This is a genomic window from Brevundimonas sp. Root1279, assembly GCF_001425945.1.
Classification (GTDB): domain Bacteria; phylum Pseudomonadota; class Alphaproteobacteria; order Caulobacterales; family Caulobacteraceae; genus Brevundimonas.
This window is the reverse complement of the sequence record NZ_LMEB01000010.1, coordinates 232666-258693: the sequence shown is the minus strand read 5'-3', so window position 1 is coordinate 258693 and position 26028 is coordinate 232666. Positions and strand designations below refer to the sequence as shown.

Genomic DNA, 26028 nt, shown 5'->3' with positions numbered 1-26028 from the left:
CCGGACACAACCGCCAACCCGCGGTCTCCAGGACGAATAGATCAGCGGCCGAAAGGATGCGTCCGGGTCACATTTTCTCGCGCGACACGTGATCGCAGCCGTCCAGATACGGCCGCAGCGCTGCCCAGGCGGCGGCCTTCTCGGCCAGAGGGCGGGCGTGCGCGGGGCTGGAGGAGGGCAGGTCGAGCAGATCGGGGCCCGCATCCGCCAGCATCGCCCGGCCCAGCCTGGCCGCCTTACCGCCGTTGAAGGCGACAGCCCGCAGGCCCGGCAGGGTCGCTACCAGGCCGCGCAGATCGGCCGCCTCGGGCAGGCGGATGGCGGCGTCCAGGCTGCCCGGCCGCTCGGCGCTGGCGATGACGTCCCACAGGCCGATGCCGCCGGCCTTCAGCGCGGCCAAACGGTCGTCATAGGGCAGGGCGGCCAGCTCGACGCCCAGCACCCCGCCGATCAGCCGCCAGAAGGTGTTCTGCGGATGGCCGTAGTACTGGCCGGCCTTCAGCGAAGCGTCGCCGGGAAGGCTGCCGAGGATGAGGACGCGGGTGTCGGCGTCGACGACGGGGTCGAATCCGACCTTGCGGCTCATCAGGCCCCGAACACCCGCTGGAAGACCGTGTCGACGTGCTTGGTGTGGTAGCCGATGTCGAACAGGGCCGCGAGCCGGTCGTCCGGCAGGGTCACGCGGGCGTCAGCCTTGAGGAAGTCCAGGAAGGCTCCCTCGCCGCGCCACACCTTCATGGCGTTCTCCTGCACCGCGGCGTAGGCGTCCTCACGCGACACGCCCGCCTGGGTCAGGGCCAGCATGACCCGCTGCGAGTGCACCAGGCCGCCGAGGCGGTCGATGTTCTTCTGCATGTTCTCCGGATAGACGTTCAGCCGCTCGACTACGTTCGCCAGCCGGTGCAGGGCGAAGTCCAGGTGGATGGTGGCGTCCGGGCCGATGCCGCGCTCGACCGACGAGTGGCTGATGTCGCGCTCGTGCCAGAGGGCCACGTTCTCCATCGCCGGGGTCACCGCCGAACGGACCAGACGGGCCAGGCCGGTCAGGTTCTCGGTCAGGATCGGGTTGCGCTTGTGCGGCATGGCCGACGAGCCCTTCTGGCCCTTGTCGAAGAACTCCTCGGCTTCAAGGACCTCGGTGCGCTGCAGGTGGCGGATCTCTACCGCCAGACGCTCGACCGACGAGGCGACCACGCCCAGGGCGGCGAAGAAGGCGGCGTGGCGGTCGCGCGGGATCACCTGGGTCGAGACGGGCTCGACCTGCAGGCCCATCTTGTCGGCGACGTACTGCTCCACCGCCGGATCGACGTTGGCGAAGGTGCCCACCGCGCCCGAGATGGCGCAGGTGGCGATCTCTTCCCGCGCCGTCAGCAGGCGGCGCTTGGCGCGCTGGAATTCAGCGTGATAGCCGGCCAGCTTGAGGCCGAAGGTCACCGGCTCCGCGTGGATGCCGTGCGAGCGGCCGACGGTCGGCGTGTACTTATGCTCCTTGGCGCGGGTCTCCAGCGCCGCCAGCACACGGTCGACGCCCTCGACCAGCAGGTCGGTCGAGCGGGCCAGCTGCACGGCGAAACAGGTGTCCAGCACGTCCGACGAGGTCATGCCCTGGTGCAGGAAGCGGGCCTCGTCGCCGACGATCTCGGCCACGTGGGTCAGGAAGGCGATGACGTCGTGCTTGGTGGTGCGCTCGATCTCGTCGATGCGGTCGGCGTCGAAGGTCGCGTCCTTGCCCTTGGCCCAGATCGCGTCCGCGGCGTCCTGCGGGATCACCCCCAGCTCGGCCATCTTGGTGGCGGCGTGGGCCTCGATCTCGAACCAGATCTTGTACTTGGTCTCTTGCGACCAGAGGGCGACGGCGGCGGGGCGGGAATAGCGCGTGATCATGGACGCGCCGTGTCGGTCCGGGAGGGCGCGGAGTCAAGGCGCGGCTTGCATCGGCAAGCCCGCTGGCGCACCAAACCGCCACGCTTCACATCAGGGAATCGCCGCCATGGAACTGATCATCGGGCCCCGCCTGTACTCGACCTGGTCGCTGCGGCCGTGGCTGGTGCTGAAGCGCTGCAAGGCCGAGTTCACGGTCACAGAGATCGACATCTATTCCCCTGAAGGCCAGGCAGAGCTGGAGCGGATCTCGCCCTCGCGGCTGGTGCCCCTGCTCAAGGTCGACGGCGAGACGGTCTGGGACTCCATGGCCATCTCGGTGTGGTGCGCGGAGAATTTCCCGCACGTCCGCCTCTGGCCGGCCGACCCCCACGCCCGCTGGCTGGCCCGCTCGGCGGCCTGCGAGATGCACGGCGGCTTCATGGCCCTGCGCAACGAGTGCGGCATGGGCCCGGACCACACCATGGTCGGCCCGGACCGCTCGCCGACGCCGACGGGGGAGGCCGTCGCCCGCGACATCCGTCGCCTCGTCTCGCTGTGGAAGGAGATGCGCGCCCGCTTCGGCGAGGGCGGCCCCTATCTGTTCGGCGAATGGTCGGTGCCCGACGCCTTCTTCACCCCGGTGGCGACCCGCTTCCGGCACTTCCAGGTTGATCTGGCGGCCTATGGCGACGACGGCACGGCCGCGGCCTACCGTGACGCCCTGCTGACCCAGCCCGACTTCCTGGAATGGTCGGCGGAAGCTTTGCGTTAAGGTCACTTCGCGAGAGGCTGATTTTCGGGCTGCACAGGAAGGTCTTAGTTGCACATGAGAAGACCACTGCAACTGGCAGCCCCAACTCTAGCTCTTTCGTTAGCTGTCGGCGGGGGCGGCTGTGCCTCCGCGATCCACCAGCCGATCCAACCAGTCCCGCCCCCCCGCGTGGCCACGGTCGTCAACGGCATCGGCTTCCCTTACCGCCTCGAAAATATGCTGTCGGACTGTCGAGCGGCGGGATGTTCTCTGACGATCGATCTCGGGCCCGTCACCGCCACGTTTGACTCTCCGTATGCCTTGGACACCGGGGGCCCTAGGTGCGGGTCGAGGCTTGTGAACGAGGCGGCCTACATACTCGACGAAGTTCGCACGGATGGTCCCCGCGCCCTGACTGTGTCGTACCGGTCAAGCGCCAGCTGCGCACATCGCTCCATTACGATTACCTACCGCGCCAAGCCAGGCGCCGACCCCAGCGAGGTGGGGCGGATCGTCAGATCGTCCTATAGTATGTGGTACAGTTGCACCGGAGCGACCACGCAGATCAGCTGCATAGCTGCAGACGCAAGCAGGCGTGTTCCTGAGATAAGGGATAAGGTCCTGTTATGGGAGCAAACGCTTTAGGCAAGCTTTGCATTAAGGACGTCCCCCAACGGGGAGTTAAGACAACGACGGTATCCCAGAACCCGTACGCAGCACCACGCGTTAGGGGGTCGTCATGTCCATGCCTGTCCCACAGCCGGAACCCCGCCGTCCCAGCCTGCTGGTCTACGGCCTGGTGATCGTGGTCGCCTGCTGTCTGCCGGCCTTGCTGCTGGCGGGGCTGTAGACGCTATCGTTTGAACTAGCGCCCGCCGCCGGTGGTCGGGACTGAGGCGACCTCGACCGGCTGGGCCGGCTGCGGCGGCGCGCTGATCGGCATGGGCGGCGGCGGCACATAGTCCAGGCTCAGCGGCACCAGGTCCGCGCCTGAGGCGACAGCGTCGAGGGTGTTCAGCGGTCGGTTGTTGAGGCGCTGATAGATCCAGTAGGCCGCGACCACCTTCTCCACGTATTCGCGGGCCTGGGGGACGTCGATCGTTTCGATCAGCAGCAGCGGATCGGCGTTCGGGCCGAGCTTGCGCACCGCCGCGACCATCGGGCCCGGGCCCGCATTGTACGAGGCCGAGACGCGCAGCAGGTCGCCGTTGATGGCCGGCATGGCGAGCACCTTGGTCACATAGGCCTGACCGAGGCGGGCGTTGACTTCCGGGACGTACAGCCGATCCGGATCGGTGACGTAGCCGCGGTCGTTGGCCAGCTCGGCCGCCGTGGTCGGCATCACCTGCATCAGGCCGTAAGCTCCCACCGCCGAGCGGGCGCGGGGGTTGAAGTCGGTCTCCTTGCGGGCGATCGCATAGACCAGCGAGCGCTCGATGGTGAAGCCGCCCTCGGGCTCGATGATCGGCTGCGGATAGCGCTGGGCGTCGATGCGCCGGGTGTCCTCGCCGGCGCCGGTCACGCGCGGCCCAAGGGCGCGGCCCAGGGCGGCCCACAGCTGGCGACCCTTTTCCGTCAGCGCCGAGCGCAGTCCGGTGCGCAGCTCATCGCGGGCGTCGGTGCGGCGACCGACTTCGTAATAGGCGACGGTGCGGCGGGCGCGGGCGTCCGAGCGGACGAATTCCTCCAGCTCCTGGGCGTCGACGCCGAGCGGCTCGTCCGGCTGGTAGACGGCGTGCTGGACGCCCGACGCCATGTAGGGCTGGGGGCCGAGGTTATCGATCTGCGGCTCTTCGCCCAGTTGGCGCAGGGCGATCTGGCCGTAGAAGGTCGCCGGCCAGGTCCCGGCGCGGCGCAGCAGCGGCTGAACCCGGTCCTGCTGACCCGATCGGGCCGCGGCGCGGGCGGCCCAGAAGGCGGCGCCCGAGCGGACCCAACCATCCTCGGTCGGATCCTCGAGCACGCGCTGGAAGGCGACGCTGGACTTGCCGAATTCGCCGAGCCGGTATTGCGCCAGGCCGACGACCCACCAGTCGCCGATCTGCTCGCCGAGGGTCACGGCGCCCGTCAGGTCGTCGTTGTTCAGGGCGATGCGGGCGGCCTTGGTCGGATCGTCCTCGGCGGCCCCGCCGCCGGCGGCGACCACGCTGGACCAGGTCCGGCCGCTGACGCTGGAAGGACGCTTCGGCTCCGGTGCGCCGTCGGGACGGCGACGCAGGGCCAGCTGGTAGGCGCGCGGGGCGCAGGGCAGGTCGGAATACTCCTCCAGCCAGGCGGCCAGCTCTTCGTAGGTGGCGGAATAGTCGGCGTGGAACAGGCGCTCGAACTCGACCTGGCCCAGCAGGACGCGGTCATTGGCCTGGCGGGCCGAGGCGCGCGCGGCCTCCAGGTCTCCGCGGCGCAGGGCGTCGAAGGCGGTGGTGTAGCTGAGGCGGTCCGCTGGACTCAGGGCCGTGACCTGCGGCAGCTCGTCGGCGTGCGCGGACGGGACGGCCAAGGCCAAACCCAGCGCAAGAGCCAATGCGGTCGTCGGCGCCAGAAGCGCGCGGCGGAAGGATATCGGCACTGAGGCGGCCCCCCTTAGAGCGTCTCCGAACCGTCTCGATTCGGTTCGGTTGGGCGCTGTTCGTTCGGTCGTCAGGCCAGAAAGGCGCCGCCGCCCTGACCTGTGTCAAGATTTGACCTGATTTTGGGGCGGTTTTGCGTCTGTGAAGTTAACGGGAGGTACCGTTCAGCTTCGCCGCCAGGGCCAGCATGTCCGCCCAGGCCTGCTTTTTGGCCATCGGCTGCTTCAGCAGGAAGGCTGGATGCAATGTGGCGATTGCGGGCGCGGACAGGCCGCCTTCGGCCAGACGCCAGTCGCGCCACTGGCCGCGCAGCCGCATGATGCCTTCTTCGGCGCCCAGCACCGAACGCGCCGCCGCGGCTCCGAGCACTAGCACGGCCTTGGGCTGCAGCAGGGCGAAGGCGCGATCGACGAAGGGCGCGCAGGCGGCCTGTTCCGCAGGGCTGGGCGGACGTCCGCCCGGCGGCCGCCAGAAGACGGTGTTGACCAGATAGGCCTGCCCGGCGAGCTCTGCCTCGGCCAGCATTCGGTCCAGCAGGCGCCCGGCCGGTCCCACGAAAGCCTCGCCCTGCGCATCGTCCTCCAGCGACGGAGCCTCGCCAACGATGAGCAACCTCGCGTCCGCGGCGCCGCGGCCGAACACGGCCCCGCCGGCGCCCATCTCGTGCAACGGGCAGCCCTTGAACGTCGCCGCCGCGGTCGCCAGGGCCTCGAGGCTGTCAGCCCCCGCGGCCAGGCGCCGCGCCTCGCCGATGGCGTCCGAGGGGTCGACGATCGGGGTCACCGCCGCCGTCGCCTTGGCCACCGCTTTCAGCGCGGGCGGGGGCAGGACGTGGGTCCGATCGACCGGCGCGTCCTCGTAGCAGGCGTCGACGCCCGCTTCCCGCCAGAAGGCGAGCAGGCTTTCGGCTGTGGCGGTGTCGAGGGGCTGCATGGTCATCGGTGTTCAGCGCACAGGGATAGTCCTTGACCGCCGCCGCGTCACCTTCGGATAAGGCGTCACCACAAGACCCTGACGACGACGAGGAAATCGACCATGGCCGAAGCGATCGAGGGCGGCGCCGCCAATGCCTGGCAGGAAGCCGTGATCGACAAACTGCCCGCCGTCGAGGCGCTGGCCGGGGTCGAGCGCGAGGTCATGGAGTACGACGTGGTCATCGTCGGCGGCGGCCCGGCCGGCCTGTCCGCGGCGATCCGCCTCAAGCAGCGCGCCGAAAAGGACGGCAAGGACATCTCCGTCGCCGTGCTGGAGAAGTCGGCCGAGATCGGCGGCCACATCCTGTCCGGCGCAGTCATCGACCCGAAGGCGCTGAACGAGCTGTTCCCCGACTGGAAGGCGCGCGGCGCGCCGCTGGAGACCCCGGTCACCAAGGACAAATTCCTAGTCCTCGGCCCGATGGGCCAGGCCTCCCTGCCGATGTTCGCCCTGCCGCCGCTGATGCACAACGACGGCTGCTACATCGGCTCGCTGGGCAACCTGGCCCGCTGGCTGGGCGAGCAGGCCGAGGCCCTGGGCGTCGAGGTCTATCCCGGCATGGCCGCCAGCCACGTGGTCTGGGATGAACCGACGGGCCGAGTGAAGGGCGTCGTCGCCGGCGTCTTCGGCATCGACCGCGAGGGCAAGCCGACCGACGACCTGCAGCCCGGCATCGAGCTGCACGGCAAATACGTCTTCATCGCCGAGGGCGTGCGCGGCTCGCTGGCCAAGACCATCATGGCCCGCCACAACCTGTGCGACACGGCCCAGCCCCAGAAGTTCGGCATCGGCATCAAGGAGCTGTGGCAGGTCCCCGCCGACAAGCACCAGCCCGGCCTGGTCCAGCACTCGACCGGCTGGCCGCTGGACGAGTTCACCGGCGGCGGCAGCTTCCTGTACCACTTCGGCGACCGCTACGTGTCGATCGGCTACGTGGTGCACCTGAACTACAAGAACCCCTTCCTGTCGCCGTTCGATGAGTTCCAGCGCTTCAAGCACCATCCGGCGATCAGCGAGCACCTGGAGGGCGGCACGCGCATCTCCTACGGCGCTCGCGCCATCACCGAGGGCGGCTTCCAGTCGGTGCCCAAGCTGGCCTTCCCGGGCGGCGCCCTGATCGGCTGCTCGGCCGGCTTCGTGAACGTCCCGCGCATCAAGGGCAGCCACAACGCCATGAAGACCGGCATGCTGGCCGCCGACGCCGCCTATGACGCTGTCATCGCCGGCCGCGCGGGCGACGAACTGGTCGAGTATCAGGCCGCCTACGAGAACAGCTGGGTCTACCGGGAGCTGAAGGCCGTCCGGAACGCCAAACCCTTCCTGTCGAAATACGGCACCACCGTCGGCGGCGCGCTCGGTCTGTTCGACATGTGGTTCGGGACGCTGTTCGGCGGGCTGTCGCTGTTCGGCACCCAGAAGCACGGCAAGACCGACGCCGCCTCGACCGAGCCGGCCTCCAAGCACAAGCCGATCGCCTATCCGAAGCCGGACGGAAAGCTGTCCTTCGACAAACTGTCCTCGGTGTTCATCTCCAACACCAATCACTCGGAAGACCAGCCGGCGCACCTGAAGCTGCTCGACCCGTCGGTGCCGATCCGCGTCAACCTGCCGGAATACGGCGAGCCCGCGCGCCTGTACTGCCCGGCCGGGGTCTATGAGGTTCTGTACGACGAGCAGGGGGCCAACCCGCGCTTCCAGATCAACGCCCAGAACTGCGTCCACTGCAAAACCTGCGACATCAAGGATCCGTCGCAGAACATCGTCTGGACCACCCCTGAGGGCGGCGGCGGTCCGAACTACCCGAATATGTGACGGCTCTGTAAGCGGAGGGCCTTGCCGCGGCCGCATAATCGGGGAAGGGTCAAATCATGCGTTCGTCGTCTCTGCGCCTGATCCTCTCCGGTTGCGCCGCCCTGGCGCTGGCCCTTCCAGCCGCCGCCCAGGAGGCGCCGGTCGTCGTCGATCCGCCGCTGAACGGACCCGCGGAAACGGCTCCCGTTCCGGTCGCTGTCCCGGCCGTCGCGCCGGACGCCGCCGCAGAAGCGCCGAGCGAGCCGGAGGTCCCGGCCATCCCCGCGGTCTGGGCGCCGCCGCCGATCGCCGCGGACGGCCAGTCCGCCTACGGCCTCTATCTGTCGGGCCGCCTCGCCAGCCTGCGCGGCGATCAGGACGCAGGCGCGGCGCTGCTGGTGCGCAGCCATACCCTGACGCCGGAGCAGCCCCAGCTCGGCAACGAGGCCTTCTTCGCCAGCCTGCTGTCGGGTGACATCGACGCGGTCGTGCGCCTGACGCCCTACGTCGCCGAGACGCCGCTGCTGGCCGACGCCGGGCGACTGATGACGGTGGTTCAGGGGCTGCGCGACGGCGAGGGCCGCGCCGCCCTGGCCGACCTTCAGTCCAAGCCCCTGACCGAGCCCTTCACCCAGGTCGGGCGCTATCTGCTGCCGTCGGTCTCAGCCGCGGCGGGCGATTGGGATACGGCGCTGCGTCCGGTCGAGGCCTCGGCGTCCGGCGTGCTGGCGCTGCGCGACCAGCGCGCGCAACTGCTGGAAGCCCGCCGCCGGTTCGGCGACGCCGAGGCCGAGTACAAGACCTTGATGGCGCTGCCCGACGGTCCGCGCCTCTATCAGATCCACTACGCCGCCTTCCTGGAGCGGCGCGGCCGCCGCGAGGAGGCCCTGGCCGCCTACGCCCAGGTGCTGTCGAGCGCTACGCCGGACCCCCGCGCGCTGGGGGCCGTGCAGCGGATGCAGGCCGGCGGCCGTGCGCCCGCGGCGTCAGAGCCCAGCCAGATCGCCGGCGACGCGCTCGCCTTCGCCGCCCTCGAGGCGAGCCAGGCCGGAGCGCACGACTTTTCGGCCATCTATCTGCGTCTCGCCGAGGTTCTGAAGCCGAGCGACGAGGTCGCCCTGCGTCTGGGCCAGAGCCTGGCCGCCTACGGTCAGCGCGACGCCGCGCGCGAAGCCTTCGCCCGGGTCAGTCCCGAGAACCCGATCGTCTACGCCAGCGCCCAGATCGGCCTTGGCTCGAACTACAGCCTCGACGAGCGCGACGATGAGGCGCTCGAGGCCTTCCGTCGGGCCGATGCGGCGGCGCCGGAGCAGGCGGTGGTCGCGCGGATGCTCGCCGCCCAATATTTCGACCTCGGGCGCTATGATGAGGCATTGGCCGTCCTCAATCGGCCGACCGTCAACACAGCGCGCCAGTCGCTCGACGTCCGCTTCCTGCGCGGCGCGACCCTCGAGCGGGTGGGCCGCATCGACGAGGCCGAGGCCGAGCTGTGGACCGCCCTGCAGATGGCGCCCAACGATCCGGCCATGCTCAACCACCTCGGCTACATGTGGGTCGATAGCGGCCGCCGGGTCGATCAGGGGGCGGAGATGATCGCCCGCGCCTACGCCGCCGATCCGCGCAACGCCAACATCCAGGACTCCCTCGGTTGGGCGCAGTACCGTCGCGGACAGTACGAGACCGCGGTGCAGACGCTCGAGGAGGCGGTGGCCAAGCAGCCGGCCAATCCCGAGATCAACGACCACCTCGGCGACGCCTACTGGCAGGTCGGGCGCCATCGCGAGGCGAGCTGGCAGTGGAACCGTGTCCTGACGCTCGACCCGGACGCTGAAACGCGGGCCGAGGTCGAGCAGAAGCTGGCGGTCGGCCTGACCGCTGCGCCGATCACCGGCAGCCAGCCCTGAGGCATGGCCGCGCGTTCGGGCCTGGCCCCCGCCAAGGTCAATCTCTTCCTGCATGTGGGCCCGGTGGACGCGGAGGGCTATCACCCGCTCGCCAGCCTGGTGGCCTTCGCCGACGTCGGCGACCGGGTCGAGGTTGCGCCGGCTGAGCGCCTGTCTCTGGTGGTCGAAGGGCCCTTTGCGGCCGCACTTGAGGGCGGCGACAACCTGATCCTGCGCGCGGTGCGTCGCCTCGGCGAGGTCGCCGGGGTCGGCGAACCGCCGCTGGCCCTTCGCCTCGAGAAGCGCCTGCCGATCGCCGCCGGGCTGGGCGGGGGCTCTTCCGACGCCGGTGCAGCTCTCAAGCTCGCCCGCGACGTGCTGGGGCTGAAACTCGATGACGACGCGCTCGCCGATATCGCGGCGGTGGTCGGCGCCGACGGTCCCATGTGCCTGCACGCGCGAGCCGCCTGGGCCGAGGGCAGGGGAGACGTTCTGACCGCCGAACCCCGCCTGCCCCGCCTGGCGGCGCTGCTGGTCAATCCGGGCGTGCCGTCGCCCACGGGAGCGGTCTATCGAGCCTATGACGCCGGTCCCGTGGCCGTCGCCGACCGGCCGGACCCGCCGGCCGACTGGTCCGCGACCGGGGTCGCCGCCTGGCTGAAAGGGCAGCGCAACGACTTGGAGGCCCCCGCCATCGCTGGGGCTCCCCAGATCGCCGAGGCTTTGGCTACCGTTAGGGCTCTGCCCGGCGTCCAACTCGCGCGCATGTCCGGTTCCGGCGCGACTGTCTTCGCCCTGTTCGGATCTTCGGCTGAGGCGAAGGCTGCGGCCGCGACGTTGACCGTCGCTCGGCCCGGTTGGTGGGTCGCTCCAACAATACTGTCGTAAGCTTAGCGACATCAAGGTTTGTGGCGGCAATGAGCCTGGATAGCGGCCGATTTCTCGAAACGGCCATGATGTAAACAAGCAATCTGGGCGATCTCGCTGATCTTATCCCGAAATGGAACTCGTCCGTCCGTCGCGATTTCACTGTCACGGACTTCGAGTCTTATGGCTGCGCTTGTCCTCCCCTAGCAGCTGTTCGATCAACGAAAGGGATACTCCGCATGTTTCGCGCCAAGCTTCTGACTGCTGTCGCCGCCACGGCTCTGTTTGTCGCCCCGACAGCCTTCGCCCAAACGGTCCCGGCCACGCCCGCGACCCCGGCGACCCCCGCCACGCCGCCGACCGACACGACTCCGGCGACGCCCGCTACGCCCGCCACCAAGGCGACGCCGGCGACGCCGGCCGCCCAGGCGGCGACGCCTCATGCCAACAACGTCATCGACGTGCTCAAAGCCAAGGGCGAGTTCACCACCCTGCTGAGTGCGCTGGATCAGGCGCAACTGACCCAGACGCTCTCGTCGCGTCCGGCGATCACCATCTTCGCGCCGACCGATGCGGCGTTTGCGGCCATGCCGGAGGCGGAACGCACTCGCTTGCTGGATCCGGCCAACGCCCAGGAACTGCGTAACCTGCTCCTGTACCACGTGATCGTCGCCGACGTGACGACTGCCCAGATCGAGGGCGCGCGGGGTCCGGTCGAGACGGCCGGTGGAGCCGAGATCGAGCTCGACGGCTCAGGCGACGGTCTCAAGATCGGCGGGGCCACCGTGACCCAGGCCGAGATCGACGCCTCGAACGGCGGCGTCTTCGCCATCGACCGCGTCCTCAATCCCTCGGCTGCGGCCCAGGGCGACGTCTCGACCGAAGCCGAGGCCGAGGCTGTGACCCCGCCGGCCGACGAGACCACGCCGCCGGCTGCGGCGGCTCCGGCTGAAGCGGATGCAACCCCGCTCCCGGACGGTGCGGCTCGTCCCGCTGCGCCTGGCGAGAACGCGCCTAGCGGCGAACAGGCCACGAGCGTGACGACCACGGCCTCGCCGGAGGTGGTCAACCCGACCGACGGTCAGGTCGATGACCAGGAAGACCGCAGCAACCCGACCCCGACCCCGGGCGCCTCGGGAACACTGCCGGTCCCGCCGACCGCCGCCCCGACCCCGGCCCCCAAGCCGAACTGATCCGGCCCTAAGGGCGACTGAAGCGGCGGCGGACCCCGGTCCGCCGCCGTTTTGGCGCTTAACCGTCGGAAAACCGCCGTGCGCTAGGGTCGGGGCATGGAAACGCTCACGCCCGCCCACGCCGCCGCGTTCGAAGCCGTTGTGGCCAAGGTCCCGATGGACGCCCGAAACCGGATCGCCGTCCTGATGGACGAAGCGGCCGCCGCCGCAGCCGCCTCGGCGCCGCACTGGGATTTCGACCAGCCAGGCCATCGCGCGGAGGAGGCCCTGGCCGCCGCCTTCGGCTCGGCCCTGACCGACGACCATCGCCGGGCGCTGGTGGCCTCCTGGGCGCTGGAGCTGCCGGCCCGGATCGTCGCCGCCGACCTGCCGCAGGCGTCGCTTGAGCTCTACCCCGAATGGATCGGCCGCCTGGCCGACTTCCTGAGCGCCGCCGCCGACCCCTATGACCGGGACTTCTGGGCCAAGGACGTGCGCATCGCCTTGGCGCTCAGCGTGCCCGGCGCCCGGACCCAGATGATCGACCTCAGCTCGCCCATGGGGCCCGGTCAGGTGCTGCGCCACGCCCGCGAAGGGTGGGGCTGGTCGGTGATCCCGGCCTACGCCGCCGCCCAGGCCTGGAAGCCGTGGCTGGAGGTGCATACCGAGAGCCGCGAACTGGGCGACTTCAACGAGGCCGGCTGGGACCGCGCCTGGGCCACGGCCGCCGAGATCCTCAAGCGCCGCCCCGATATGGCCGGCATGCTGGGCTCGTCCTGGTTCTATGACCCGCCGCTGGAGCAGATCAGCCCGCGCCTGGCCTATCTGCGCGTGAACCCGCTCAAGCACGGCGCCTTCCTGGTCCACCAGGGGCCGGGCGAGATCCACACCGAGCGCGCCGCGACCAGCTCGCCGACCCGCAAGTCCTTGATCGAGAAGGGCGAATACACGGCCCGTTCGTGGATCGTGGCCTGGCCGCGGGCGGCCCTGATCCGATGGGCGGACGCGCGGAAAGCCGGGTCGGCCGCCGAGGCGGCGTAGCGGCCTCAGACCCAAAAAACAGAGTCTGAATCGTCTGAATCGTCTGACGCGGACCCGCAGAAAAGCGAGTCTGAAGAGTCTGAAGAGTCTGAAGCGGGCCCGCCGCGGGCGCGCAAAAAACAGAGTCTGAATAGTCTGAATCGTCCGAATCCTGCCCGTTCGGTCGCCCCGATTGGGCGACGTCGGAGGCTGGCATACGCCTGCGTCAGAGGCGGACGTGGAAGCCTATCCTTGCGTCATTCCGAAAGAGGTTAGTGGCGGACAAGCTTCCACGCTTCGGCGATCGGCCGGATTTCCAGCCCCGCGTCCTTGGCCAGCGTCAGCACCCGATCCAGATCCGCCGGCGTGCAGCCGTAGTCCGTGGGGCGGTCCGAGACGTCGTGGCCATAGGCGGTGAGCCAGCCCTTGCGGTCGGCGGCTTCGGCCATCAGGCCTTCGACGTCGTAGCCGGGCAGGCGGCGGCTCTCCAGGCCGATGGACTTGATCAGGGCCCGGTCCTCGCGGGCGGCATTGATCCCGTCGCGAACGCCGCGAGCCAGGTCGAAGCGGCGGCGAACCACGGCCTTGGCCCCGACCGTAGCGTCGCCGAATGGCCAGGCGAAGGTGGTCATGCGGTGGCCGTCCAGCCGCTCGGCGACCCATGCGGCGTTGACGTCGAGGCTCATGCGCAGGGCTTCGGCGTCCATGCGCAGGGCGCTGGTGTGGCCGAAGGTGTGGCAACCGACCTCGTGTCCGGCGCCGTGCAGGGCCTGCAGGTGCGGGACCTGGAACTGGTCCCGGTCCATGTTCACGCCGTCGGCCAGCCCGCCGCAGACATAGTAGGTCGCCTTGACCCCGTGGGCGGCCAGGATCGGCCCGGCCTCGGTCCAGGCGCTGGCCGGGAAGTCGTCGAAGCTGAGCGAGAAGATCCCGCGCGCCGGGGCGACGGAGACCAGCTCCACGTCGAGATAGCGCGCGGCCCGCCGGCGCATCTGGTCGATCTGCTTCATGGGGGGAAGGTAGTCGGCCGCCCTTAAAATTCCTTCTCCCCTCGCGGGAGAAGGTGGCCGACCCCGGGCCTGACCCGGGGGAGGTCGGTGAGGGGTGGATGCGGCGGCCGCTACGTCGACCCCTCATCCGTCAGCCTTCGGCTGCCACCTTCTCCCGCAAGGGGAGAAGGGACGCCGCTGCCTTGCCCGCGGATAGCGCCCCGTCTAGGGTCCGCGCCTCTCTTTTTTGCGACTGCGAACACCCGTGACGACCGAACCGCTCGCCTTCCAGGACCTGATCCTGACGCTTCAGAAATACTGGGGCGAACAGGGCTGCGCCCTGCTTCAGCCGTATGACATCGAGGTCGGCGCCGGGACGCTGCATCCGGCCACGGTGCTGCGCGCGCTCGGGCCCAAGCCGTGGAAGGCCGCCTACGTCCAGCCGAGCCGTCGCCCGGGCGACGGCCGCTATGGCGAGAACCCCAACCGGCTGCAGCATTACTATCAATTTCAAGTACTTCTCAAGCCGAACCCCGACAATCTGCAGGAACTGTACCTCGGCTCGTTGGCGGCGATCGGCATCGATCCCAAGCTGCACGACATCCGCTTCGTCGAGGACGATTGGGAGAACCCGACCGTGGGCGCCTGGGGCCTGGGTTGGGAGGTCTGGTGCGACGGCATGGAGGTGACCCAGTTCACCTATTTCCAGGGCGTCGGCGGCATCGAGGTCGACGTCGTCTCGGGCGAGCTGACCTACGGCCTGGAGCGTCTGGCGATGTACGTCCAGGGCGTCGACAACGTCTACGACCTGAAGTTCACCAAGGAAGGCACGACCTACGGCGAGGTCTTCCTCGAGAACGAGCGGCAGCAGTCTGAGGCGAACTTCCACGGCTATGACGTCGACGGCCTGAAGCGCCGGTTCGAGGACATGGTCGCCGAGGTCTCGCGCCTGCTGGCCATGACCGGGCCGCAGGGCCAGCCGCTGGTGCTGCCGGCCTACGACCAGGTCCTCAAGGCCTCGCACCTGTTCAACCTGATGGACGCCCGCGGGGCCATCGCCGTCGCCGAACGCCAGAGCTACATCGGCCGCATCCGCGACCTGTGTAAGGCCTGCGCCACCGCCTACGTCGAGCAGGAACGGAAATCGGCGTGAGCGACCACATCATCAGCCTGGTCGACCGCCGGGGTAAGGCCGCCACCCTGCTGGCGGGGCATGTGAGCTTCAGCAACCGCGCCCTGGAACTGCGCCACGAGATCACCAACCCGGCCTCGCCGGAATGGTCGGTCCGCGACGCCCACGCCTTCCTGGAGGGGCGATCGGAGCCCGTGCCGTTCGACGTCCTGTTGGCCAGCGCCGTCTTCGCGTCGCACCCGGGCTGGGGCGACCTGGTGGAGAACGAGCTCGGCCTGTCCGGCACGCTCAATTTCGAACAGCCCTATTTCGATCTCCTGCAGACGGCCGCCCTGTCCGCTGCCGACCTCGAGCTCGACATCCTCTTCTCAGCCAAGGATCGCGACGTCGCGGTCCTCAGCCTTTCGATCCGACACAAGACCGCCTGATGCCCCAGCTCCTGCTTGAACTCTTCTCGGAAGAAATCCCGGCCCGCATGCAGGCCGGGGCGGCGCGCGATCTCGAGCGCATGGTTACGGAACGGCTGAAGGCCGCCGGCCTGGGCTGGGAGGCGCTGACCACCTACGCCGGGCCGCGCCGGCTGACGCTGGTCATCGAGGGCCTGCCGGCCGCGACGCCGGACCGCGAAGAAGAGCTGAAGGGGCCCAAGGCCTCAGCGCCGGAACAGGCGCTGGAAGGCTTCCTGCGCAAGACCGGCCTGACCCGCGAACAGCTCGTCGAGCGCGACGGGGTGCTGTTCGCCGTCATCAGCCAGAAGGGCCAGTCCACCGCCGCCCTGATCCCGGCCATCGTCGATCAGATCGTGCGCACCTTCCCCTGGCCCAAGTCGATGCGCTGGGGCACGGGCACGCTGCGCTGGGTGCGGCCGCTGAAGCGGATCGTCGCCCTGTTCGACGGCCAGGTGGTTCCGTTCGAGATCGACGGCGTGCCCTCGGGCGACGTCACCGAGGGCCACCGCTTCCTCGGCTCGGGCAAGCCGTTCGCGGTCAAGGATTTCGCCGACTACCGCCACAAGCTGGAGCGCGAGTTCGTTCTGCTGGACGTCGCCGACCGCAAGCTGCGCATCCTCGAGGCGGCGCAGAAGGTCTGCTCGGACAAGGGCCTGGCCCTGGTCGACGACGACGGCCTGTTGGATGAGGTCGCCGGCCTGGCCGAATGGCCGACGCCGATCCTGGGCGACATGGACCCGCAGTTCCTCGACCTGCCGCCCGAGGTGGTGCGCCTGTCGATGAAGGTGCACCAGAAGTATTTCGCCGTCCGCGATCCGGCCAAACACGGCCTGGCCCCGCACTTCGTGGTCGTGGCCAACGTCGAGGCCTCCGACGGCGGCAAGGCCCTGGCCGCCGGCAATTCCCGGGTTCTGAGCGCGCGCCTGAACGACGCCCGCTTCTTCTGGGACGAGGACCAGAAGGTCGGCTTCGACGCCTGGCTGAAGAAGCTGTCCGGCGTGACCTTCCACGCCAAGCTGGGCACCATGGCCGAGCGCGTCGAGCGCATCGCCTTCCTGGCCCGCGAGATCGCCCCGCTGGTCGGCGCCGATCCGGATCAGGCCGAACAGGCCGCCCGCCTGGCCAAGGCCGACCTGGCCTCGGGCATGGTCGGCGAGTTCCCGGAACTGCAGGGCGTCATGGGCGGCTACTACGCCCGCGCCGCCGGCCAGCCGGACGCCATCGCCGACGCCGTCCGCGACCACTACAAGCCGCAGGGCCCCGCCGACACCGTGCCGACCGCGCCGCTGACGGTGGCCGTGTCCTTGGCCGACAAGCTCGACACCCTGGTCGGCTTCTTCGCCATCGACGAGAAGCCCACGGGCTCGAAGGACCCGTTCGCCCTGCGCCGCGCGGCTCTGGGGGTTCTGCGCCTGATCCTCAACAACGACGTTCGTCTGGGGCTGGCCGATGACGCCTTCGCTCCGGCTAGGGCGCAGCTGTCCAAGACCGCGAACGTCCAACGTCAGGTCGATGGTCTGTCGCTCGTCAGCGAGCTCGGCTCCTTCTTCGCCGACCGCCTGACTGTCCTGCTCCGTGACCAGGGCCAGCGGCACGACCTAGTGGCCGCCGTGTTCGCTCTTGGCGACGACGACCTGGTCCGCATCGTCCGCCGGGTCGAGGCGCTGGACGCCTTCCTGGCCACGGACGACGGGGCCAATCTGCTGGCCGGCTACAAGCGCGCCTCGAACATCCTGCGCGCCGAGGAGAAGAAGGGACCGCTGCCGACCGGCATGGTCCAGACCGGCCTGCCGGGCCAGCCGGCGGAGGAGGCGACGCTGGCCTTCGCCGTCGCCGCGGCCCAGATGGCCGTCGACGCGGCGCTGGAGACCGAGGACTTCGCCGCCGCCATGAAGGCCCTGGCCGCCCTGCGCGCGCCGGTCGACGCCTTCTTCGACAAGGTGATGGTCAACTCCGACGCGCCCGCCGAGCGCGAGAACCGTCTCAAGCTGCTGGGGCAGGTCCGGGCCGTCATGGGCCGCGTCGCCGACTTCGGCCAGATTGCAGGCTAGACGCATTGGGACGGCGCGGTCGCCGCGCCGTCCCGCTCACGCGATAATCAGCACTCCCACTCGACGTAGTCGTAGCTGTCGCCCATCGTCAGGTCCGGCCAGCCGTTATAGCCGTCCCACGACTCCCAGCCGTTGCACCCCAGGTACTGGGTCGAGACCAGCTGGCCGCCGATGTAATAGGTGTACATGAACCCGTAGCCCTGCGGGCCGACGTAGTAGTTGGTCTGGGCCGAGGCGGTGGACGCCACTGAGGCGACCGAAAGCGCCAGGGCGGCGATCGTCAGGATACGCGGAAGCTTCATCGTTGATCTCCAGTGTCGTGTCTGACTGTCCCCTCAGTTCTGGGGACGTCGGCACCGTTCGCCGTCGCGCGGCCGATGTCAACCGCCGGTTGTGATTGCGGAGAATACACGTACATTCCGGGGCGCGGCTCCCGCGATCGGATTGCAGACCGACGGGATTACAATCCTGACATGTTAGGCCTCGCGGCTTGACCGTCGGTCTGTGAAGCCGTGACATCCCTTCAAACCTCTGGAGGGATCATGTCGCTACGACTCTCAGCCGCCTGGCCGGCCCTGGCCATGGCCGCAGCCCTGGGGCTGGCCGCCCCGGCCGCGGCGCTTGCCGAAACCCCCGCCGCGCCGCCGACGCAGGCCGCCTCGCGCGGCTTCCACGTCGATCCGGTCTACTACACGCTCGATAACGGGCTGAAGGTCGTGCTGCTGCGCGAGCCGTCGGTGCCGACCGCGACCGTGGGCGTCTACTACGGCATCGGCTTCCGCATCGAGCCGCGCGACCGCACCGGCTTCGCCCACCTGTTCGAACACCTGCTGTTCCAAGGCTCGGAGAACGCCGGCAAGGGCGTGTTCATCGACCTGGTGACCAACTCGGGCGGGGTCATGAACGGCTCGACCCGGTTCGACTTCACCAACTACTACGAGGTGGTTCCGTCCGGCGCGCTGGAGGCGATGCTGTGGGGCGAGGCCGACCGCATGGCCCGGCCGGTGATCAACCAGGAGGTCCTGACCAACCAGCAGGGCGTCGTGGCCAATGAGGTCAAGGTCAACGTCATCAACCAGCCCTACGGCGGCTGGCCCTGGCTGTGGCTGCCGCAGGCGGCCAACACCAACTGGTACAACGCGCACAATTTCTACGGCGAGTTGACCGACCTGGAGAACGCCACCGTCGGCGACGCCCAGAGCTTCCACGACAGCTTCTACCGGCCGAATAACGCCGTGCTGGTCGTCGCCGGGGACATCGACATCGACCAGACCAAGGCCTGGGTGAACCGCTATTTCGGCGTCATCCCGCAGGGCGCCCCGGTGGTGCTGCCGGACATCTCGGAGCCCCGCCAGACCGAGGCCAAGCAGGTGGTCCGCCAGGACGCCCTGGCCCCGCGCCCGGCCTGGAGCGCTGGCTGGCATGTGCCGGAACGCGGCACGCCGGAATGGTTCGCCATGGGCATGATCGACCAGCTGCTTGGGCAGGGGGCGGACAGCCGGCTGTACCAGAAGCTGGTGCAGGAGAAGCAGCTGACGTCGGGCGTGCAGTCCGGCATCAATTTCGGCCTGGGCAACATGTACAACTACAACGGTCCGATGCAGTGGACCGTGGCGCTGATGCATGACGCCAACCGCCCGGCCGACGAGGTCACCGCGGCCGTCGACGAGGTTATCGCGCAAATCCAGAACGAGCCGGTCAGCCAGGCCGACCTGGACCGCTCCCGGACCAAGATCCGCTCGCAGCTGTACGGCATCGTCGACCAGTCGACGCGGTTCGGCCTGGTCGATCTGCTGGCCACCTCGGCCCTGTTCGACAACGACCCGTCCAACATCAACCAGCTGGAAGCCGGCTTCGCGGCGGTGACGCCCGAGCTGATCCAGCAGGTCGCCCGCGAGTATCTGCGGCCGACCAATCGCACCATCCTGCTCATCGAACCGGGCGCCGCCCCGGCCGCCAACGCCCAGGGAGGCGCCCAATGACCCGCCGTCTGACCTTCGGCCTCGCCGGCGTCCTGTCGGCGGCCCTGCTGGCCTCGGCCGCCCCTGTGCTGGCCCAGAGCGCCTATCCGCCGATGCCGGCGGTGGGGGCGCCCAAACCGTTCAGCCTGCCGCAGATGGAGACCTACACCCTGCGCAACGGGCTGCAGGTGACGCTGATCCCGTACGGCCTGACGCCCAAGACGGTGGTCAGCCTGCGCGTGCCGACCGGCAATATCGACGACGGCGCCGACACCTGGATCGCCGACCTGACCGCCGACATGCTGCGCGAGGGCGCGGGCTCGCGCAGCGGTCCGCAACTGGCCCAGGCCGCGGCCTCGATGGGCGGCGGGCTGCAGACCTCGGTCAACCAGTTCGAGACCGGCGTCAGCATCAACGTCCTGTCCGAGCACGGCCCGGCGGCCGTCGGCCTGATCTCCGACGTGGCGCGCCGTCCGACCTTCCCGGCCAGCGAGTTCGGCCGCGTTCGTGACGGTCGCGCCCGCCAGGTGGCGGTGGCCCGCTCGACGCCGGGCTCCCAGGCCGATGTCGCCCTGGCCCAGGCCCAGTACGGCGCCGATCACCCCTATGGCCGGGTCTTCCCGACCGACGCCCAGCTGGCCGGCTTCACGGTCGAGCAGGCCAAGGCCTTCCACGCCGCCAACTACGGCGCGCGCGGCGCCCGTCTCTACGTCGCCGGTCAGTTCGATACGGCGGCGATGAAGGCGGCGATCGAGCAGGCCTTCGGCGACTGGGCGCCCGGCGATGGCCCGACCGCCGCGCCGGCGACCCGGGACACCCCGATGCAGGTGTTGCTGGTCGATCGTCCGGGCGCCGCCCAGTCGACCCTGCGCCTGGCCTTCCCGGCCCCGGCCATCGGCGGCCAGGACGACCTGGAGATGCGGGTGACCAACACCCTGCTGGGCGGCTCCTTCAACTCGCGGATCACCAAGAACATCCGCGAGGCCAAGGGCTACACCTACTCGCCGGGCAGCGGCCTGGCGTACGAGGACCCGCAGGAGACCTCGTGGGTGTTCAACGCCGACGTCACGACCGCCGTCACCGGCGAGTCGCTGAAGGAGGTGTTCGGCGAGATCCGCCGCCTGCAGACCGAGGCGCCGAGCGCGGCCGAGAACGCCGGGGCCAAGACCTACCTGTCGGGCATCTTCGTGCTCAGCAACGCCAACGCCCCGGGGATCGTCGGACAGCTGGCCTACAGCGACATGATGGGCCTGCCGCGGGGCTGGATGGACGGATACGTCCCTGGCGTGCTGGCGGTGACTCCGGCCGAGATGGAGGCCGCCGCAGCCGCCCATCTCCCGCTGGACAAGATGACCCTGGTGGTCGTCGGCGACCTGGCCACGGTTCGCCCGCAGCTGGAGGCCCTGCCGGAACTGCAGGGCGCGACGATGCAGGTGGTGACGCCCTAGTAAGCGCCCTTCTCCCCTTGCGGGAGAAGGTGTCAGCCCGAAGGGCTGACGGGATGAGGGGTTGTCGCGGCGGTTCCGCCTTTCGACCCCTAATCCGACCTCGCTGCGCTCTGATCCCTTCTCCCGCAAGGGGAGAAGGGATCAGGGGATTTGATCCGTGAACGCGGCATCCAGACCGTAGGTGGCGAAGCGGGCCAAGCGCTCGGGGTGGCGGCCGTGGGCGAGGGGATCGTCGCCGAGGCGGTCCAGCTCCGGCAGGACCAGGTTCTCGGCCCGGAAGGTCCAGCCCGCGACCTTGAGACCCGCCGCGTGGGCGTCGGCGATCAGGGAGGAGGGGAGGTCAGGCTCCGGCTCGATCAGGGCCAGGTCGACGCCGATCCAGTCGGCGTAGGTCGCCACCCGGGCCAGGCCCTTCGGCGTGGTCAGGGCGGCGAAGGGCTCTCCCGTCCGGTCGGCCGGCGCACCGACGGCGGCGATCAGTTGCAGCAGCGGCGTCGCGACGCGGGCGCGCAGGCGCTGCAACGTCCCCGGCTCGAAGCACTGGACGATGACGGGGGCGTCGGCGCCGGTCAGGCCGTGGCGCTCCAGGGCGGCGACGAAGGTCGCCTCGAGGTCGAGCCCGGCGGCGCGCAGGTGCGTGGGGTGTTTCAGCTCGGGCGCGACGGCGACGGTCCTGCCGGTGCGCGCGGAGCCCCGGCGGGCGATCTCGATCACCTCCTCGAAGGTCAGGATCGGCTCGCGGCCGTCCCACGCCGTGTTGGCCGGGCGGAGCAGGGGCATGCGCTCGCGGGCGCGAAGGGTTTGCAGCTCGGCGAGCGTGAAGTCCTCGGCGAACCATCCGGTGAGAGGCAGGCCGTCGACCGGGCGGGTCGTGCGACGCTCCCGGAACGCCGCACGGTCGGCGACGTCCGTGGTCTGGCCGATCTCCACGTCGTGACGCACGATGAGCGCCCCGTCGCGGCTCATCACCAGGTCCGGTTCGATGACGTCCGCGCCCTGGTCGATCGCCAGCTCATAGGCCGCCCGGGTGTGCTCCGGCCGTTCGCCGCAGGCTCCGCGATGGGCGATGATCAGCATCGCGGGAGCTTAGCCCCCCTGCAGCACCTTGCGGAGGGCCGTGTGGATGTCCGGGTTGGCGGCCAGGATCTGAGCGCCCTTGGCCGGGTCGCCGTCCTGGTCGATCGTGGTCACCACGCCGCCCGCCTCGGTGACGAACAGCACGCCTGCGGCCACGTCCCACGGGTTGAGGTTGCGCTCATAATACGCGTCGTACCGGCCGGCGGCGACCCAGGCGAAGTCCAGGGCGGCCGAGCCGAGGCGGCGGATGCCGGCGACGCGCTGGCCTACGGCGTGGATGTCCTTGATGGCCTGGGCGTGGCCGGTCTTGCCGATGAAGGGCAGGCCGGTGGCGATCAGGCTCTCCGAAAGGTCCTTGCGGCCGGCGACGCGGATGCGGCCGTCGTTGAGGTAGCAGCCCTTGCCCTTCTCGGCCCAGAACATCTCGTTCATGACCGGGTTGTAGGTCACCCCGGCGACGATCTCGGCCGTGCCGTCCGGGTGCTTGCGCTCCAGCGCCACCGTGATGGCGAAGTGCGGCATGGCGTGCATGAAGTTGGTGGTGCCGTCGATCGGGTCGACGATCCAGGTGTGCGACTTGTCGGTGCCCTCGACCATGCCGCGCTCCTCGCCGAGGAAGCCGTAGCCGGGACGGGCCTTGGTCAGCAGCTCGAACAGGGTCTGTTCGGCCTTGATGTCGGCGGCGGTGACGAAGTCGCCCGGACCCTTGCGCGAGACCTGGAGGTTCGAGACCTCCCCGAAGTCACGCAGCATCGGGCGGGCGGTCTTGCGGACCGCGTCCATCATCACTTGCAGCAGGGCGGAGGCGAGGGCCATCGGGAATCTCCTGGTCCGCAGCTCCTGAAAAGGCGTGTCGCCCGGAGGTGCGGAGAAGTTCAGTACGCTAGCCGGCCCCGACGGAGCCGGTGAAGTGATGAGTGGCTAGTGATTAGTGGCTACAGCGGGGACGCGATCGAAGACGCGGCCAATCACTAATCACCAATCACCAACCACTCCGCGCAGCGGTCAGTCCGCGCGGCGGACGTATTCGCCGGTGGTCGTGTCGACGACGATCTTCTCGCCCACGCCCATGTACGGCGGGATCATGATGCGGACGCCGTTGTTGGCGATGGCCGGCTTGTAGGACGACGAGGCGGTCTGGCCCTTCACGGTCGGCTCGGTCTCGACGACTTCGAGGGTGACCTGTTCCGGCAGTTCGAGGCCGATCGGGCGGTCTTCGTGCGACTCGATGACGACCTTCATGCCTTCCTGGAGGTAGGGGATGCGCTCTTCGCCGACCCATTCCTTCTGCAGTTCGATCTGCTCGTAGTTCTCGTCGTTCATGAAGACGAGGCTGTCGCCGTTGTCGAACAGGTAGGAGTAGTCGCGCTGTTCGAGCGTGACGCGCTCCACCTTGTCTTCCGAACGGAAGCGCTCATTCAGCTTGTTGCCGGTCTCGAGGTTCTTGGCCTCGACGTTGGCGAAGGCACCGCCCTTGCCCGGCTTGACGTGGCTGGCCTTGGTGACGACCCACAGGCCGCCGTTCACTTGCAGGACCATGCCGGGCTTGATGGTGTTGCCGTTGATCTTCATGGAATCTCGGAAGGGTTGGAAGCGCGCGTCATCGGACCGTCCGGCGCGCGCGAAATCGGGCGCTCTCCCTAGAGGAAGGCGGGCCGTCAGGCAAGGTGGGGCGCCTCAGTGCACGGTCGGCCTGGCGTCCGGCGACTTGCCCTGGACCAGGTTGGCGAGGTGAACGCCGCCGCCGGTCGGGGCGGCCAGCTTGCCGGCGCGCGCGTCGAGCTTGCGGGCCTCGTGGGCGAAGGCGGCGGCCATGCCGGCCGACGACATGGCGGCGGCGATCTGCAGGCTGCGGCTGGCCGGGCGCATGGCGATCCAGACGGCGTTAAGCGCCTGGGCGGCGGCCCACAGGCCCATGGCGGCGGTGCGTTCGCGCGCCGGCGGAGCGTTCCAGACCCGCACCGCGGAGAGGGTGGTGGCCGAGAAGACCGCCGGCAGCACCAGGCTGAGCGGGCCGCGGGGACGTTCGGTAATCGGGGCGTCGTCGTCGCTCAGCTTGTCCGGACGCGGGGTGACCGTGCGGCGGGCCAGGACGGTGGCGGCGATGGCGAAGCCGACGGTCAGCGCCACGCCCAGCGCCACGTGCCGCATGTCGCGTTCTTCGGCGTTGAGGAAGCCGGCCGCGGCGTCGCGGGCGTCGTCGAAGGCGTCGTCAATGCTGGTCATTCCGGGTCCCTTCCGTGGTCGGGACCGGAATGATGTGGACGCGGCTCAGTTCCCGGTGGCGCTCTTGTCCGGCGCGATCTCGGTCATGGCGGACTGCAGGTAGTTCTGTTCGCCCAGCTGCTTGATCAGGATGTGCTGCGACTCGAGGAAGTCGATGTGCTCCTCGGTGTCGGCCAATATCTCGGTCAGAATCTGGCGGCTGATGTAGTCTTGGGCGGCTTCGCACTGCTGGATGCCGGCCAGCAGAGTGGTGCGGCCGCCGAGCTCGAGCTCAAGGTCGGCCCCGAGGCATTCCAGGGCGCTCTCGCCGATGCGCAGCTTGTGCAGGTCCTGCAGGTTGGGCAGGCCGTCGAGGAAGAGCACGCGCTTGATCAGCTTGTCGGCGTGCTTCATCTCGCCGATCGATTCCTGGTAGATGATCTCGCCGAGGTGCTTGAGGCCCCAGCTCTCGAACATCCGGGCGTGCAGGAAGTACTGGTTAACCGCCGTCAGCTCGTTGGTGAGCACCGCGTTGAGCGTGCGGATGATTGCGGGATCGCCCTTCATGATCGTCTTCCGACACGGGCGCGATCGTCGTCTGACGATCTAGCGATCACCCGCGTGCATACGGTTCAATACCACGGAAAACGGGCTTGTGTTCACTTGCGAACACTTATCAGCATATTGAAAATGCGAATGATTTTCCTGCGCAGGGGCGCGAGGACTATTCAGCGGCGAGGGCGAAGGCCTGCTGCGATTCCTGGATCATCTGGCGCATCTCGCACACGCATTTGGCGCACTGCGCCTGGCACTGGTGGCTGGCGAAGACGTCGCGCGGACGGGTGGCGCCCGCCTCGATGGCCGAGGCGACGTCACGTTTGCGGAGGCCGTTGCAGTTACAGACGTACAAGGACGGGACTCGACCTGAGACTGAGAATGGTTCTCCATATCAGAGCAGTCGGGGCGAATGCAAGTCGTTCGCATAAAGCTTGACGGTGAGGCGGCCTTCACCGTCGCCCTTGGCGGCCGCGCGCGCCTGTTGGACCGTTGCGAGAAGCCGAGAGCCGCCGCCATGGCTTCACCGTCGGCGGTGAAGCCAAAGGGGCGGTGAAGCCAAAGGATTGACGCCGCCCCCGCGCCGTCGCACTCCCCGGGACATGGCCAGAGAACCCCAGATCCCCGAGCGTCCGCCCTGTCGGCTGTACCTGATCACTCCGCCGTCGATCCCGGATGTGGAGGGGTTCGCAAAGGTTCTCGGCGAGGCGCTGGACGCCGGGGATGTGGCGGCGCTGCAGATCCGGCTGAAGGGCGTGGATGATGCGGCCGTCCTGGCGGCGGTGGCGGCGTTGAAACCGGTGGCCGAGGCGCATGGGGTGGCGCTGATCCTCAACGACCGGCCCGATCTGGCCAAGCAGTCGGGCTGCGACGGGGTGCACGTCGGACAGGAGGACGCCTCCTACGCCGAAGCGCGCCGGACGATGGGGCCGAACGCCATGATCGGGGTGACCTGCCATGACAGCCGCGAACTGGCGATGGATGCAGCCGAGGCGGGGGCGGACTACGTCGCCTTCGGGGCCTTCTTCCCGACCGCGACCAAGGAGACGACGCATCGTCCCGAGCCGGAGATCCTGAGCATCTGGCAAGAGACGGTGGAAGTCCCCTGCGTGGCGATCGGCGGGATTACGGTCGAGAACGCCGGGCTGCTGGCGCGGGCGGGGGCGGACTTCGTCGCCGTCAGCTCGGCGGTCTGGGGCCACCCGGACGGAGCGGCCGCCGCGGTGCGACAGTTCGACCGGGTGCTGGCCGAGGCCGCCGCCTGAAACTTCA

The 26028-nt window shown here is 69.2% G+C and carries 24 protein-coding genes; 12 read left to right on the top strand and 12 right to left on the bottom strand.

The features are described 5' to 3' along the window. Nucleotides 1–67: 67 nt before the first annotated feature. On the bottom strand, nt 68–586 hold the full coding sequence (locus tag ASC65_RS16410; protein ID WP_056455670.1) for a DNA-deoxyinosine glycosylase: 519 nt from the start codon (nt 584–586) through the stop codon (nt 68–70). Further along, nucleotides 586–1884 carry an adenylosuccinate lyase gene (gene purB, locus ASC65_RS16405; RefSeq protein ID WP_056455669.1) on the bottom strand — a complete coding sequence of 433 codons (1299 nt, stop codon included), beginning with the start codon at nt 1882–1884 and terminating at the stop codon, nt 586–588. Before purB ends, ASC65_RS16410 begins: the two co-directional genes overlap by 1 nt. A gap of 106 nt (nt 1885–1990) precedes the next feature. On the opposite strand from purB, the gene ASC65_RS16400 reads away from it, so the two are divergent. Then, nucleotides 1991–2635: a glutathione S-transferase gene (locus tag ASC65_RS16400; protein WP_056455667.1), complete on the top strand. Its 645-nt coding sequence runs from the start codon at nt 1991–1993 to the stop codon at nt 2633–2635. An 844-nt stretch (nt 2636–3479) separates the two neighbouring features. Here ASC65_RS16400 and ASC65_RS16395 read toward each other — a convergent pair. Continuing rightward, nucleotides 3480–5111 carry a lytic transglycosylase domain-containing protein gene (locus ASC65_RS16395; RefSeq protein ID WP_235561527.1) on the bottom strand — a complete coding sequence of 544 codons (1632 nt, stop codon included), beginning with the start codon at nt 5109–5111 and terminating at the stop codon, nt 3480–3482. A gap of 217 nt (nt 5112–5328) precedes the next feature. After that, entirely contained in the window at nt 5329–6120 is a 792-nt protein-coding gene (locus ASC65_RS16390) for a uracil-DNA glycosylase (RefSeq protein WP_056455666.1), read from the bottom strand. A gap of 198 nt (nt 6121–6318) precedes the next feature. Here ASC65_RS16390 and ASC65_RS16385 point away from each other — a divergent pair, with 198 nt between their 5' ends. The 5 genes from ASC65_RS16385 (at nt 6319) to ASC65_RS16365 (ending at nt 12910) form a co-directional block, all read left to right on the top strand. Then, the gene (locus ASC65_RS16385; protein ID WP_235561532.1) at nt 6319–7968 is read left to right on the top strand and encodes an electron transfer flavoprotein-ubiquinone oxidoreductase; all 1650 of its coding nucleotides are present in this window, start codon (nt 6319–6321) and stop codon (nt 7966–7968) included. 56 nt (nt 7969–8024) lie between these two features. Continuing rightward, nucleotides 8025–9851 (top strand): tetratricopeptide repeat protein, encoded by a 1827-nt coding sequence (locus ASC65_RS16380; RefSeq protein WP_056455662.1) that lies wholly within the window; start codon nt 8025–8027, stop codon nt 9849–9851. A 3-nt stretch (nt 9852–9854) separates the two neighbouring features. Then, on the top strand, nt 9855–10718 hold the full coding sequence (locus tag ASC65_RS16375; protein WP_056455660.1) for a 4-(cytidine 5'-diphospho)-2-C-methyl-D-erythritol kinase: 864 nt from the start codon (nt 9855–9857) through the stop codon (nt 10716–10718). A gap of 218 nt (nt 10719–10936) precedes the next feature. Next, nucleotides 10937–11890, top strand: coding sequence for a fasciclin domain-containing protein (locus tag ASC65_RS16370; protein ID WP_056455658.1), 954 nt, complete (start codon nt 10937–10939; stop codon nt 11888–11890). A gap of 96 nt (nt 11891–11986) precedes the next feature. Next, the gene (locus ASC65_RS16365; RefSeq protein WP_056455655.1) at nt 11987–12910 is read left to right on the top strand and encodes a hypothetical protein; all 924 of its coding nucleotides are present in this window, start codon (nt 11987–11989) and stop codon (nt 12908–12910) included. Between the two features lie 251 nt (nt 12911–13161). Here ASC65_RS16365 and ASC65_RS16360 read toward each other — a convergent pair whose 3' ends face one another. Then, entirely contained in the window at nt 13162–13899 is a 738-nt protein-coding gene (locus tag ASC65_RS16360) for a polysaccharide deacetylase family protein (RefSeq protein WP_056455653.1), read from the bottom strand. 244 nt (nt 13900–14143) lie between these two features. On the opposite strand from ASC65_RS16360, the gene ASC65_RS16355 reads away from it, so the two are divergent. The 3 genes from ASC65_RS16355 to glyS are packed head-to-tail and all read left to right on the top strand — an operon-like array spanning nt 14144 to nt 17510. Further along, entirely contained in the window at nt 14144–15031 is an 888-nt protein-coding gene (locus ASC65_RS16355; RefSeq protein ID WP_056455648.1) for a glycine--tRNA ligase subunit alpha, read from the top strand. Then, entirely contained in the window at nt 15028–15438 is a 411-nt protein-coding gene (locus tag ASC65_RS16350; protein WP_056455646.1) for a hypothetical protein, read from the top strand. The genes ASC65_RS16355 and ASC65_RS16350 overlap by 4 nt, the downstream gene beginning before the upstream one ends. After that, nucleotides 15438–17510 (top strand): glycine--tRNA ligase subunit beta, encoded by a 2073-nt coding sequence (gene glyS / locus ASC65_RS16345; RefSeq protein WP_056455644.1) that lies wholly within the window; start codon nt 15438–15440, stop codon nt 17508–17510. Before ASC65_RS16350 ends, glyS begins: the two co-directional genes overlap by 1 nt. A gap of 47 nt (nt 17511–17557) precedes the next feature. Here the strand turns inward: glyS and ASC65_RS16340 are convergent, their stop codons facing one another. Then, a complete protein-coding gene (locus tag ASC65_RS16340; RefSeq protein WP_056455642.1) occupies nt 17558–17812 on the bottom strand; it encodes a hypothetical protein in 255 nt (84 codons plus the stop codon). A gap of 240 nt (nt 17813–18052) precedes the next feature. Between ASC65_RS16340 and ASC65_RS16335 the strand changes: the two genes are divergently transcribed. Next, on the top strand, nt 18053–19492 hold the full coding sequence (locus ASC65_RS16335; protein ID WP_082526112.1) for a M16 family metallopeptidase: 1440 nt from the start codon (nt 18053–18055) through the stop codon (nt 19490–19492). Then, nucleotides 19489–20919 (top strand): M16 family metallopeptidase, encoded by a 1431-nt coding sequence (locus ASC65_RS16330; protein WP_056455640.1) that lies wholly within the window; start codon nt 19489–19491, stop codon nt 20917–20919. The genes ASC65_RS16335 and ASC65_RS16330 overlap by 4 nt, the downstream gene beginning before the upstream one ends. Nucleotides 20920–21060: 141 nt before the next feature. Here the strand turns inward: ASC65_RS16330 and ASC65_RS16325 are convergent, their stop codons facing one another. The 6 genes from ASC65_RS16325 to ASC65_RS16300 form a co-directional block, all read right to left on the bottom strand. Then, complete coding sequence (locus ASC65_RS16325) at nt 21061–21996, bottom strand: glycerophosphodiester phosphodiesterase family protein (RefSeq protein ID WP_056455638.1); 936 nt, start codon at nt 21994–21996, stop codon at nt 21061–21063. A 9-nt stretch (nt 21997–22005) separates the two neighbouring features. Further along, the gene (locus ASC65_RS16320; RefSeq protein WP_056455636.1) at nt 22006–22812 is read right to left on the bottom strand and encodes an inositol monophosphatase family protein; all 807 of its coding nucleotides are present in this window, start codon (nt 22810–22812) and stop codon (nt 22006–22008) included. Between the two features lie 189 nt (nt 22813–23001). Beyond that, a complete protein-coding gene (gene efp / locus ASC65_RS16315) occupies nt 23002–23568 on the bottom strand; it encodes an elongation factor P (RefSeq protein WP_056455634.1) in 567 nt (188 codons plus the stop codon). 105 nt (nt 23569–23673) lie between these two features. Then, the gene (locus ASC65_RS16310; RefSeq protein ID WP_056455632.1) at nt 23674–24222 is read right to left on the bottom strand and encodes a tryptophan-rich sensory protein; all 549 of its coding nucleotides are present in this window, start codon (nt 24220–24222) and stop codon (nt 23674–23676) included. A 45-nt stretch (nt 24223–24267) separates the two neighbouring features. Beyond that, nucleotides 24268–24768 (bottom strand): bacterioferritin, encoded by a 501-nt coding sequence (bfr, locus tag ASC65_RS16305; RefSeq protein ID WP_056455630.1) that lies wholly within the window; start codon nt 24766–24768, stop codon nt 24268–24270. A gap of 157 nt (nt 24769–24925) precedes the next feature. Next, nucleotides 24926–25111, bottom strand: a complete 186-nt coding sequence (locus ASC65_RS16300) for a (2Fe-2S)-binding protein (protein ID WP_056455628.1) — start codon at nt 25109–25111, stop codon at nt 24926–24928. 247 nt (nt 25112–25358) lie between these two features. Between ASC65_RS16300 and thiE the strand changes: the two genes are divergently transcribed. Then, nucleotides 25359–26021, top strand: coding sequence for a thiamine phosphate synthase (thiE, locus tag ASC65_RS16295; protein WP_056455627.1), 663 nt, complete (start codon nt 25359–25361; stop codon nt 26019–26021). The last annotated feature ends 7 nt before the right edge of the window (nt 26022–26028 follow it).